The sequence below is a fragment of the Dysgonomonas hofstadii genome, assembly GCF_014196915.1.
Classification (GTDB): domain Bacteria; phylum Bacteroidota; class Bacteroidia; order Bacteroidales; family Dysgonomonadaceae; genus Dysgonomonas; species Dysgonomonas hofstadii.
In genome coordinates this window covers 61,190-73,725 of sequence record NZ_JACIEP010000013.1, presented here as the reverse complement: position 1 = coordinate 73,725, position 12,536 = coordinate 61,190, and the positions used below count along the sequence as shown (strand labels likewise).

Genomic DNA, 12,536 nt, shown 5'->3' with positions numbered 1-12,536 from the left:
TCAGGTGAAAGGGGCGTGAAATTAAAAGCGTCCGACAGGACAATCTTTTAATTTAGCCCGTGAACCTGTAACGGGTAGCACGGAGGACGAGCCACCAAAGACTTTTTGCATTCTTTTGGGGCTTTGGCCAAAAGAATGACAAGCAATCTTTGATTGCGCGTAGTAAAAATAAATAGACCTCTTTATTACAACAAAATACATAAAAAATGCCGGTATTATCTATCGGCATCTATTTAGTTTATAGTTCTTCTTCTATCTTATAATCGTTTCGGGTAGTGGCATTCCGGGATACAATTTCTCCCAGAAATCCGGCCAGAAACAACTGGGTTCCCAGTATCATCGTGGTAAGCGATATATAGAAATATGGCGAATTTGTTACCAACGGATGCGCTACGCCTTTGTTGATGGCATATAGTTTCGAGGCTCCGACAATAATGATAGCCACAAAACCGAGGAAAAACATAATGCTACCCCATAGTCCGAAAAAGTGCATAGGCTTTTTGCCGAATACCGACAGAAACCATAACGTGAGCAAATCGAGATATCCGTTCACAAAGCGGCTGAGTCCCGCAAATTTGCTTTTTCCAAATTTGCGGGGACGGTGTTGTACAACCTTTTCTCCTATTTTATTGAATCCTGCTATCTTTACCAGGTATGGTATGTAGCGGTGCATATCGTTATATATTTCTATAGATTTTACCACCTCTTTGCGATACGATTTCAGGCCACAGTTAAAATCGTGCAGCTTTACGCCCGACACTTTCCGTGCCGTAGCATTGAACAGCTTTGTAGGAATTGTCTTCGATAGTGGATCGTAGCGTTTTTTCTTCCATCCCGATACCATATCATAGCCTTCGGCCTTTATCATATTATACAGCGCCGGAATTTCGTCGGGACTGTCCTGCATATCGGCGTCCATCGTTATAACGACATCTCCCTGAGCCTTTTGGAAAGCACAATGCAAGGCCGGAGATTTGCCATAATTGCGACGGAACCTGATAGCTTTTACATTTTGCGATTTTTCGCGCAGTTCGCAAATCACATCCCATGAATGGTCGGTGCTGCCGTCGTCAACAAATATAACCTCGTAAGAATAGCCGTTCTCCTGCATTACACGCTCTATCCAGGCGTATAATTCGCCAAGAGATTCTTCTTCATTCAGCAACGGTATAACGACAGATATATCCATATGGCAAATATATGACTTTTATTTCTTTTGACTATTAATAAGTAGTCCCATCATCAAACCAAGTATCAGACCGAGAATGGTATTCCCTATAAAATTGGAGACAATATATAAAGGTTTGCCTGTGACCAAATCCATAAAAAATTTTCTTAAAGGTTCTTCTTCCTCCGGCGGGAAAGACAGATTGTTTACCATTTCCACCATGGGCTCTGTCATCTTATAAAAATAGCCGGGATCGATAAGTTTAAAATGCGCATACATCATGGTACTTTCGAAGAAAGAAGCAAAGAAACAGACCAACGTGACAAACGCAATACACGACAATATACCTCTGGGATTGTCGGGGTCGGCATTCTTGAATTTGAATGTGAATATATATATCATCAGGAATGTTCCCACATTCAACAGGTAGAACACATAAATGAATATGTGGTCAGAAAATCCGGCGCCTATCCTGAACAAGTATTTGAATGCCCAGAAGAGTCCCAGTATCATACCATAATGCATGGCATAACGGAGTAGGGTGGTCCCTTTTTCTTTTATATCGGGGCTGTTCATCATTGCGATGCCAAAGGTACAAAATAGTTTAGAAAGTGATGTTATCGGGGCTTTTATCTTTTGGGAGAGAGTGTTAATAGCTGTTACAAAAATATGATTATATTTATAAGATATTTTTATAAAATAAGAAAAATGGAAAAAATTGCTTCGAAAGTAGAAAATGATAGAATAATTATTTATATAGGACTATTGTTATTTGTTATAAACAGTTCATTCTTTCATAATATTTATGTGTTACATATATCAGCAGTTATTATATCTCTAAGTTTTATTTATGGTGTCTTTTTATTGGTTAAGTATATAGGTAAAGATTGGATAATAAAACATAAATGGGCTTCATTTATGTTTTTCTTTGGATTGTTATTTTCCTTGGTCATTATAATTGAGTATCTGCTTATAGTGTTTAATATCATTGAATTATAATAAATATTCGGCTTTTTAATTAGTCCCTTTTTATTTCTTTTCCTCCTTTACTGCCAAGTTGAGTGTTTGTTTTTATTTTTTCATTGCTTCGGCTCTTAATTCCGGCGGCATTTTCTCGATGGCATAACGCAGGGCTGTACGTGGCATTACCGCCTTTCTAGAAATTACATAGTCAAATACTTCTTTCCGGTGGGCTTCGCTTGCTGCCTTGAGCATCCAGCCATAGCCTTTCTGCACCATATCGTCCTTGTCCATGAGAAGGATGTCTGCAATTTCGAATATATCATTCAGGAACATTCCTTTTCTTGCGGGAATGATCAGGGTAACTGCCGATGCTCTCTTTTCCCAGCGACCGGGTGATTTGGCCCACTTTTTTAATTCATGTATGTATTTGGGATACATCATTATAAAAGTGCCTATCGTATGGTTGCACAGGGTGTCGCAATCAGCCCAGTTGTTTACATAGTTTTGAACCCAGTATTCGAAGACTTTGAAATCGGAAGGTTCGTATTGTTCGTGCATGGCATCGGTAAAGATACAGGCGATAACAGCCTCTTCAAGATAGGCTGATTTCCATAATCCTTCACAAATTTCGAAAATTTCATGTTTAGGCATATCCTTTATCTGACTGTAAAAGAGCTTGCCTAACTTACTGATTTCGCCCATCCGTACGCCATAGACCTTTGGTTCTTCTCCTTCTTTAAAATAACGTTTCGGGGAATTAAGTGTCTTTTCGTCCACACTATCTTTTAATATCTGGCGGATTTCCTTTATTATTTTCGTTTTCATGTTTTTTATATTACCATTGTTTTTTGGTTGCTGCCGACTTTTATCACCTTTGTATGAGATAATTTATCGTGTAATCCATTTCGGGTGAAAAGAAAAGAAATAAGATCGAATGGAGCAATGATTCTTAAAAGCGTTCTTGCCAGGATATCCGCAGTGCTTGGTTTCTCTTCATTGTATTTCACTACTTTGGTTTTTGTGAGCATTTTACCTAATGTCTGTTGGAATTTCGTCTCGAGAAAGAAATAATAGCCGATATATGTTCCCAGCATCACAATATATCCGATAAGCATTTGCCCGTTATTATTGGCATTTAAAGGAAATGTAAATATGAAGGCAATTATAAGCCAAACAAGCGAATCAATTATAAAATTGAAAAATCTTATTCCTGGATTAACGGTATTTTTTTCAATCTTAATATTTCGTATTTTGTCTTCAAGTGTTTTTTGCTTTGTGCTTTCAATCTCAAAGTCGGAGATATTACGTTTTTTTAGTTCGTTTTCGGCGGCTTCGATAGCGAGTAGTTGATAATCCTCCCGGTCGATAGTTACGATTTTTATTAGCTCAGTATTTGTTTTTCGGAACATCTCCTGATCAAATTTGTTTTCCATAGGTATAGAGAATCTATTTCTTATTTATAGGGTAATAATATACAATAATACAAAAAAAAGTGCGAACCCTCCGATTCACACTTTTCTATTTATTGATTTATTCTCAGTTTCCTTTTTCTGTCTTCTCTTCCTTTACTGTCAGGTCGAGGGGATGTTTTACTTTTTCCTCGAGCAGCGCGATATTCAGTACCTGTCTGATATCGTCCACATAGTGGAATTTAAGACCTTTCAGGTACAACGGTTTGATCTCATCTATGTCCTTCTGGTTCTCCTTACACAGGATGATCTCTTTTATACCCGCGCGTTTCGCCGCAAGGATTTTTTCACGTATCCCGCCCACGGGAAGAACCTTTCCACGAAGCGTGATCTCTCCTGTCATGGCCAGATTTGGCTTCACTCTACGCTGAGTAAGAGCCGATGCCAGCGATGTCACCATGGTGATACCTGCCGACGGGCCGTCTTTCGGAATGGCGCCTTCGGGCACGTGTATGTGTATATTCCAGTTTTCGAAAACACGTTCGTCAATCCCCAGTTGCTTGTCATGCGAATGAAGATATTCGAGAGCCAGTACTGCAGATTCCTTCATCACATCGCCCAGATTTCCGGTCAGGGTAAGTTTACTGCCTTTGCCCCGGCTCAATGATGTTTCGATAAATAGTATCTCACCTCCGACAGAAGTCCATGCCAGTCCGGTAACTACTCCGGCATAATCATTGCCCTGATAACGGTCGCGGGTATATTCTACCGCTCCGAGGTATTCCTGCAGATCTTCGGGATCGATCACTTTCTTGTATTCTTCTTCGGAAGCCACTTTGCGGGCTACTTTGCGCATTATTTTGGCAATCTTCTTGTCCAGTTCGCGTACTCCCGATTCGCGGGTATAGTTTTCGACGATCTTTTCTATTGTTTTCTTCGGAATGTCGATAACGTCTTTTTTCAGGCCATGATTCTCCAATTGTTTAAGGATCAGATGGCGGCGTGCAATCTCCACTTTTTCTTCGATTATATATCCGCTGACATCGATCAACTCCATGCGGTCGAGCAATGGTTGCGAGATTGTGGAAAGATTGTTTGCTGTGGCAATGAACATCACTTTCGACAAATCGTATTCCACATTCAGATAATTATCGTGAAAAGCCGAATTTTGTTCAGGATCGAGCACCTCGAGCAGGGCCGACGCAGGATCGCCCCTGAAATCGTTGCCGATCTTATCTATCTCGTCAAGGACAAATACCGGGTTCGAAGAGCCGGCTTTCAGTATATTCTGTATAATACGTCCCGGCATAGCTCCTATATAGGTGCGACGGTGTCCGCGGATTTCCGATTCATCGTGCAACCCACCGAACGAAACACGCACATAGTTGCGGTTCAAAGCTTTGGCGATAGATTTTCCCAGCGATGTCTTACCCACTCCCGGAGGGCCATACAGGCAAAGTATCGGAGATTTGAGGTCGCCTTTCAATTTTAGTACGGCAAGATGCTCTATGATGCGTTCTTTCACTTTTTCCAGTCCGAAGTGATCCTGGTCGAGCACTTTCTGCGCATGCTTCAGGTTGAAATTATCTTTGGTATATTCAGCCCATGGCAGGTCGAGGAAAGTTTCGATATAGGTGTATTGCATCGAATAATCCGGCGATTGCGGATGCAGACGCTCCAGTTTGCTTATTTCTTTTTCGAAAGCTTGTGCTACATCTTTCGTCCATTTCTTTTTAGCTGCCCGCAGCTTGAATTCTTCTACATCGGCCTGTTGGGGATTACCGCCCAGTTCGTCCTGGATGGTTTTGATCTGTTGTTGAAGGAAATATTCTTTTTGCTGCTGGTTCAGTTCCTCTCTGGTTTTCATCTGAATGTTCAGCTTCATTTCCATCATCTGAGTCTCGCGGTTCAGTATCATCAACAGGCGGTAAGCACGTTCCTTGTCGTCATCTATTTCAAGGAGAACCTGCTTCTCTGATCCCGATACGGGCAGATTGGCACAACAATAGTTGACTAGCACTGGTGAAACTATATCGGACTTCAGCCGCTGTATAAATTCTTTTGGCGGTTCTCCATACATGCGCAACATCTGTATCATCAGGTCGCGAATAGAATCGAGCAAGGCTTTATACTCGGTGTCGGTTTTGATAACAGGGATTGTTTCCTTTATTTCATGCCGGCCTTTCAGGTATGGTTCTGTTTGTGTCAGTTCTGTCAGTTCAAAACGTTTTTTACCCTGAAAAATCACGGTTACATTTTCATCGTCGGGAAGCTCTATTACACGGATTATCTCACCGATAACACCCATGGGATAAAGATCGCTAAATTCGGGATCTTCGTTTTCCGCGTCCTTTTGGCAGATGAGGCCGACATATTTACCTTTTTGCCGGTTTATTGCTTTTATCAGTTTCAGTGATTTTTTGCGTGCAACGGCAATCGGCATGCTTGTACCCGGGAATATAACAGTGTTGCGTAGCGGAAGTATGGCCAGTTCCTCTTTCAGGTCACGTTCGTTTATATAGCAGTCGCCGTCGTCGAAGTCATTAGTAATGATCGAGATGACAGGTTCACTTCCCTCTTCGATAGCGAGTAAATCTTTTTTCTTGTTGAACATATATTTATCCTTTTATATTGTGTTAGCCCGTTTACATTAAAATGGGCTGTAAAAATACAGATTATTAACTAACTTTGCTTTAAATATATAACAAAAGTTGTGCCATAAAGTTATAATCTTCATATCATGCCAAATCCGTATTTCCGGTTTAAGAAGTTCACTGTTTATCACGACCGTTGTGCCATGAAAGTGGGTACCGACGGTGTATTGCTCGGCGCATGGACTGATGTGGCAGGAGTGGATACTGCACTCGATATTGGTACAGGGGCAGGATTGGTAGCCTTGATGATGGCTCAGAGGAATGACAAATCATTGATTGATGCTATTGATATTGATGCAGATGCTATAGGGCAGGCTAAGGATAATGTAGATAATTCGCCTTTTAGAGGACGGATAAAATGTATTCATCGGCCGTTGCAGGAATTTGTTTGTGAAAATCGGCGGAAATATGATCTGATAGTTTCCAATCCTCCGTATTTTACCCAATCGCTAAGATCGCCCAGTGACAACAGAACCTTGGCCCGTCATACTGATAGCTTATCGCTAGAGGAACTGATCGGTTTATCTTCGGGTATATTGAACAGGGAGGGGAGGTTTGCGATGGTCTATCCTTACGATGAAAAGGAGAAAATTATTTTATTGGCAGAAGAAAATAATCTGTATGTTTCGAAACTGACAAATATTTACCCCAAACCGGATTCTATGCCTAAGCGGGTTTTGGTAGAACTGTCGAAAAAGCAAATGCCTGTAAAAGAATCGAGCCTTGTAATAGAAAAGGCAAGGCATGTTTATTCGGAAGAGTTTGTTGCGCTGGTCAGGGAGTTCTACCTGAAATTGTAAGATTTTGGTTGTGTTCTGAAGGATTTTTAGTCAAAATTCCACTGAAAGTGAGTTTTTTTGTTATCAAATCTGGACAGGTTTATCTATACTGGAAAACCACGGCCCCCTAACCCCCGTAGGGGGAATAGCCTCCTCTGTGGGGAGGTTGGAGGGGCCTCTAAAAACAAAAACTATGTCCAAGTACACAAAAGAACTAGTATCGGAAATCCTATCCCTGATCGAATCCGACATTTACACAGTAAAAGAACTATGCATGGTGGCGCGTATCTCCCGCGAAACTTACTACCAGTGGCTCGACACCAAACCCGAATTTAAAAAGGCGGTGGATGAAGCCATGCGCCAGCGGGACGAGATGCTGGTGTCCATCGCCCGTGCTTCGCTTCGCAAGAAACTGGAAGGTTATACACTGGAAGAAGAAAAAGTGGTGTATGAACCAGCCAAAAGCAATCCGCATGTGCAGATAGAAAAATCACGGGTAGTAAAGAAGAAACAATATCCACCGAACTTGGCAGCTATCAAATATGTGCTGGAACAGGAGGAAAAACGCAAGGAGAAAGAAGCGGCAGAAAAGCCGAAACTACGGCAGCAAATTATTTATGTAAATAACCAGCATGAGGCCGACTTGTTTATTAAACTGGATAAGCATCTGAACGGGGAGGACAGCCAGGTCATCAGGATGGCGACCGAAGAGGAGAGGAAGAGTATTGAGAATGATGAAAGAATGAGAATAAATGAAAAATGAAGAACTAAGAATTAAGAATTAAATGCATTGTTAACTGGTTTTTGCCTCCTTTTACCCTTGATGCTACGGGGAATTATTTATCTCCGGGGAAATTTTAGATATTGATATTTTACTTCCATGTGGGAATGTTTATATATTTGCGTCGAATTTTGCCATGCTGACGAGGAAAGGCATTTCTTTTGTTTAGATAGGATCTTTCGTTACTTCAGAATGGCAGATGAAAGTAATAAAAATATGAACCATATAGATATAAAGGAAGTAACTATCAGCGATCTTCTCCAATTACAGTATATTAGTAAAAGAACATTTTTTGAAGCGTTTTCTGATGTAAACACAGAGGAAAACATGGCAAAATATCTGGAAGAGGGTTTTTCATTGGAAAGATTGACAGAGGAGCTGAACAATGCTGATTCAGAATTCTATTTTGCCCTGATCGATGATAATATAGTCGGTTATCTGAAGTTAAACTCCGGACAATCACAAACCGACTTAAAAGATGACCATTCGCTTGAAATTGAACGTATTTATGTGCTCCCTGAATTTCATGGGAAAAAGATAGGACAACTGTTTTACGAAAAAGCTGTGCAGATTGCCATGCAGAAAAATGTGGATTATATATGGCTGGGAGTCTGGGAAGAAAATCACAAGGCATTAAAATTTTACAGTAAGAACGGCTTTGTAGAGTTCGATAAGCATTTTTTTATGTTGGGTGATGACAAACAAACGGATATCATGATGAAATTGCGACTGAAAGATTGAGAAAATGTCAGGTTTGTCAGGTTTTATTTAGTTACGAGTTACAAGTATTTCTGATAACTGCTAACTGAAAAAGCCGCCTGAAGAAGTCTCCAGACGGCTGATTATATAGTGAAAGTCGATTTTTCTGTTTATTTCGCCGGAATATTTTTCAGAATATCTAATAATAGATCCCACCATAGAGGTACAGTTGCTATTTCGATCTGTTCTTCCGGAGAATGCGCATTCCTGATGGTTGGGCCGCATGAGATCATATCCAGATGCGGATATTTTTCGAGGAACAGTCCGCATTCCAGTCCGGCATGTATGGCCATAATTTCAGGTTCTTTTCCAAATAGTTTTTTGTATGATTCTTTGGCTACGCCTAATACTTTGGATTCAGGGTCCGGTTTCCAGCCCGGATATCCGGCAGAATGCTGCACATCTGCTTTCGCCAGTGTGAATACAGTATTTACCATATTGGCCGCATCATCCTTCAGTGAGTTGGTCGAACTCCTTTGGCTGGCAGTGATAACTATAGTATTGCCTTCTTTCATTTTCACCGAAGCCAGATTGGTAGAGGTTTCCACCAGTCCTGTAATCTCGTGGCTCATTCCTAATACTCCGTGCGGACAGGCATATATGGCATTTAGCAAATTGTAACTGGTCTCTTTGTCTATAATAAAGGCCGGGGTATCGGTTGACCCTACTGTCATTTTCAGGTTAGGATCTACCATTTTTAGCTCAGCCTCGATTTCGGGAGCAAGTGTATTCAGCTCCACTATAACGTCTTCTTTTTTGCTGTAGGGAACACCGGCTACTGCATACGCTTCACGGGCAATGGCATTGTGGAGGTTTCCTCCGTTTATTCCAGCCAGGGCAAGGTCGGATTTCCGGGACAGAGCCCACAGGTACCGGTTCAGTATTTTATTGGCATTACCCAGCCCTTTGTCTATGTCGGAACCCGAATGGCCGCCACTCAGCCCAGTTACCTGGACTTTGAACCAGAAGTAGTTGGATGGTACCGGTTCCGGCTTGTAGGTAAAGGTTGCAGTGGTGATCTTTCCTCCTGCACAGCCGATATATATTTCACCTTCTTCTTCGGTATCCAGATTAATAAGGATATCCCCGTTGAGGAAGTCTTTGCCAAGCGCATAGGCTCCGGTAAGCCCGGTTTCTTCGTCCACAGTGAACAGACATTCCAGCTTACCATGTTCTATCGTGCCGGATGCAAGTATCGCCAGGGCAGCGGCAACACCTACACCATTATCAGCACCAAGCGTGGTGCCTTTAGCCTTCAGCCAATCGCCGTCTACATAGGTTTCTATCGGGTCTTTGTCGAAATCGTGTATAGTATCGCTGTTTTTTTCAGCCACCATGTCCACATGTCCTTGCAGAATAACGGTAGGCAGGTTTTCGAGGCCTTTGGTTGCAGGTTTTACTATAAGAACGTTCCCAGCCTCGTCTTTTTTAGCTTCGAGATTATGCTTGCGTGCAAAATCAAGCAAGTATGCTATCACTTTTTCTTCTTTCTTGGAAGGACGCGGTATTTGAGTCAGTTCGTAGAAGTAATGCCATACTTCACTAGGTTTCAGATCTTTTATTGTCATAATCTTTTTTAATTTGAATTATCTATATAGAAAAATGTTTATTCCAGTTATAAAATTATGGAGTTAACAGATAAAAAGCAATTTTTTTACATCTTTTAAAGGTTTCGATGTAGTGTTGTTTTAACATAAAGATATATCTTTGCCAGACCGTTCTTGGAAATAGATATATTTAGTTATATTTGCACAACTTTCAACGGGTCTAAATTAGATTAACTAAATGAATGAAATAAATGAAGAACCTCTCTGTTATTAAGAAAGTCCTGTTAGGGGCAACCTTGTCTGTTTTCTTTTTTTCATCTTGTAACAATAGTAATTCCCAGGGCGGTGGCTCTTCTGTGAAATTTATAGAAGGAGATTCCGTAGGTGTATTGCCGATAGCATATGTGAATTTGGATTCGCTGTTAAGTCATTATGATTTATATAAAGATGCCAGCGAAGTGTTGATGGAAAAATCGAAAAAAGCAGACGCTACCCTGAAATCGAAACAAAGACAATTCGAAAATGATGTGCAGGATTTTCAGAGAAAGCTTCAGAATAACGCTTTCCTGAGCGAAGATCGTGCCCGTCAGGCACAGGCCGGCCTCCAAAGACAAGAAAATGAATTGCATGCATTGGCACAGAAGTTGCAGGAAGATATAGCAAAAGAACAAATTCGTGTAAATAACCAGATTGCCGATTCGGTTCGTTTAAATCTGGAAGAATATAACAAGACAGCCAATTATCAGATGATATTATCGAATACAGGTATGGATAACATCCTGTTGGCAAAAGACCAGTATAATATTACCGACCAGATAATAAAACTGATGAATAGCCGCTATAAGTCAGAATCGTCTAAGTAACAGGCTGATGAAATAGAAATTAGGATAACAACAATCTGGGGTTATCCTATTTTTTTGTATATAACACCTAAGTCTAGCTTTATGGATTTGTATGGTATAATAGGGAATCCCCTTACACACTCATTCTCGCCGAAATTCTTCAATGAGAAGTTCCGGGTAGAGAATATAGATGCAGAATACGTTAAGTTTGAAATATCGGATATCAGTTTGTTTCCGGAGATAATAAAGTCACATGAAAACCTTAAAGGAATGAATGTGACTCTCCCTTATAAGCTGCAAGTGATGCAGTATCTGGATGATTTTGATCCGCAGGCAAAAGATATAGGAGCTATCAATGTAATTAAGATAATCAGAGACGGCGGCAATGTGAAATTAAAGGGATATAATTCCGATATCATTGGTTTCCAGAATTCGATTTCGCCTCTGATTAATAAAGAGGATCATAAGAAAGCCCTGATTTTAGGTACAGGAGGCGCATCGAAGGCTGTGCTTAAAGGTTTGCAGAATCTGGGGCTGGAGGTAACTTTCGTGTCGAGGACAAGTCAGCCGGGTATGCTTACTTATGCCGAACTGGATGGAAATATTATGTCTGAGTTTAAGGTGATAGTTAATGCGTCTCCGGTAGGAATGTATCCTAAAACGGAAGAAGCACCTGATATTCCATATGAGCTACTATCTTCAAAACATCTGCTGTACGATCTGGTTTATAATCCTTCAGAAACAAAGTTTATGAGGCTGGGTAAGGAAAACGGAGCTGTTGTAAAAAACGGGGAAGAGATGCTTGTTTTGCAGGCTGTAGCTGCCTGGAAGATATGGAATAGATAATATTTAACGCTCCTGATCTGTTATTTTGAAAGAAAACTACTAATTTTGGCGTAAAATCTTTATATGAAAACAATAAATCTTTCGGAACAAAACACTATTTTGAATCGTTTTGTTAGCGAGCTACGGGATGTAGATGTTCAGCGCGACAGTATGCGGTTCAGGCGAAATATTGAAAGGATAGGCGAGATAATGGCCTATGAAATTAGTAAGACGCTCGATTATTCTTCATTAGAAACACAAACGCCATTAGGCACATCAACGACGAATGTCCCGGTGGACTCACTTGTTATTGCTACTATTCTTCGTGCAGGGCTTGTTTATCATCACGGTTTCCTGAATTGTTTCGATAAGGCAGAGAATGCTTTTGTTTCGGCATACCGTAAATACAGGGAGAATCATCAGAGTTTTCATATTCATATCGAATATATTGCTTCACCCCGTATCGATGGCAAGGTGTTGATCCTGACCGATCCGATGCTGGCAACAGGGGGGAGTATGGACCTCTCATATCAGGCATTGACCACGAAGGGTGAACCTAAGCATATCCATATAGCTACTATAATTGCAAGCAGGCAGGCTATTGAATATTGCGAACGAAACTTCCCGCAAGACAAAACTACAATATGGGCCGCAGCTATTGATCCGGAACTGAATGAGTCTGCGTATATTGTTCCGGGATTGGGTGATGCCGGTGATTTGGCTTATGGGGAAAAAGAAGGATGATTGATAATAAATTATATAATGAATAAAGGCCGGGATTCCGGCCTTATGTGTTTTATATGGAGATG

General features: G+C 40.9%; 12 protein-coding genes. 6 read left to right on the top strand and 6 right to left on the bottom strand.

Going from position 1 to position 12,536, the window contains the following annotated elements; genetic code table 11:
* Positions 1-238: 238 nt before the first annotated feature.
* The 5 genes from GGR21_RS15930 to lon all read right to left on the bottom strand — a co-directional run bounded on the left by GGR21_RS15930 (position 239) and on the right by lon (position 6,154).
* A complete protein-coding gene (locus GGR21_RS15930) occupies positions 239-1,189 on the bottom strand; it encodes a glycosyltransferase family 2 protein (protein ID WP_183308221.1) in 951 nt (316 codons plus the stop codon).
* Positions 1,190-1,207: 18 nt separating this feature from the next.
* The gene (locus GGR21_RS15925; protein ID WP_183308220.1) at positions 1,208-1,747 is read right to left on the bottom strand and encodes a DUF4199 domain-containing protein; all 540 of its coding nucleotides are present in this window, start codon (positions 1,745-1,747) and stop codon (positions 1,208-1,210) included.
* Positions 1,748-2,239: 492 nt separating this feature from the next.
* The gene (locus GGR21_RS15920) at positions 2,240-2,956 is read right to left on the bottom strand and encodes a DNA alkylation repair protein (RefSeq protein ID WP_183308219.1); all 717 of its coding nucleotides are present in this window, start codon (positions 2,954-2,956) and stop codon (positions 2,240-2,242) included.
* Between the two features lie 5 nt (positions 2,957-2,961).
* A complete protein-coding gene (locus tag GGR21_RS15915) occupies positions 2,962-3,564 on the bottom strand; it encodes an RDD family protein (RefSeq protein ID WP_183308218.1) in 603 nt (200 codons plus the stop codon).
* A gap of 103 nt (positions 3,565-3,667) precedes the next feature.
* A complete protein-coding gene (gene lon, locus GGR21_RS15910) occupies positions 3,668-6,154 on the bottom strand; it encodes an endopeptidase La (RefSeq protein ID WP_183308217.1) in 2,487 nt (828 codons plus the stop codon).
* A 126-nt stretch (positions 6,155-6,280) separates the two neighbouring features.
* On the opposite strand from lon, the gene GGR21_RS15905 reads away from it, so the two are divergent.
* The 3 genes from GGR21_RS15905 to GGR21_RS15895 all read left to right on the top strand — a co-directional run bounded on the left by GGR21_RS15905 (position 6,281) and on the right by GGR21_RS15895 (position 8,495).
* Positions 6,281-6,994, top strand: coding sequence for a tRNA1(Val) (adenine(37)-N6)-methyltransferase (locus GGR21_RS15905; protein ID WP_183308216.1), 714 nt, complete (start codon positions 6,281-6,283; stop codon positions 6,992-6,994).
* A 172-nt stretch (positions 6,995-7,166) separates the two neighbouring features.
* Complete coding sequence (locus tag GGR21_RS15900) at positions 7,167-7,736, top strand: hypothetical protein (RefSeq protein ID WP_183308215.1); 570 nt, start codon at positions 7,167-7,169, stop codon at positions 7,734-7,736.
* Positions 7,737-7,970: 234 nt separating this feature from the next.
* Positions 7,971-8,495 (top strand): GNAT family N-acetyltransferase, encoded by a 525-nt coding sequence (locus GGR21_RS15895; protein WP_183308214.1) that lies wholly within the window; start codon positions 7,971-7,973, stop codon positions 8,493-8,495.
* A 128-nt stretch (positions 8,496-8,623) separates the two neighbouring features.
* Here the strand turns inward: GGR21_RS15895 and GGR21_RS15890 are convergent, their stop codons facing one another.
* Positions 8,624-10,081, bottom strand: coding sequence for an aminoacyl-histidine dipeptidase (locus GGR21_RS15890; RefSeq protein WP_183308213.1), 1,458 nt, complete (start codon positions 10,079-10,081; stop codon positions 8,624-8,626).
* Positions 10,082-10,311: 230 nt separating this feature from the next.
* Between GGR21_RS15890 and GGR21_RS15885 the strand changes: the two genes are divergently transcribed.
* The 3 genes from GGR21_RS15885 to upp all read left to right on the top strand — a co-directional run bounded on the left by GGR21_RS15885 (position 10,312) and on the right by upp (position 12,471).
* Positions 10,312-10,923 (top strand): OmpH family outer membrane protein, encoded by a 612-nt coding sequence (locus tag GGR21_RS15885; RefSeq protein ID WP_183308212.1) that lies wholly within the window; start codon positions 10,312-10,314, stop codon positions 10,921-10,923.
* 81 nt (positions 10,924-11,004) lie between these two features.
* A complete protein-coding gene (locus GGR21_RS15880) occupies positions 11,005-11,748 on the top strand; it encodes a shikimate dehydrogenase family protein (protein WP_183308211.1) in 744 nt (247 codons plus the stop codon).
* A 63-nt stretch (positions 11,749-11,811) separates the two neighbouring features.
* Positions 11,812-12,471: a uracil phosphoribosyltransferase gene (gene upp / locus GGR21_RS15875; protein ID WP_183308210.1), complete on the top strand. Its 660-nt coding sequence runs from the start codon at positions 11,812-11,814 to the stop codon at positions 12,469-12,471.
* Positions 12,472-12,536 lie beyond the last annotated feature (65 nt).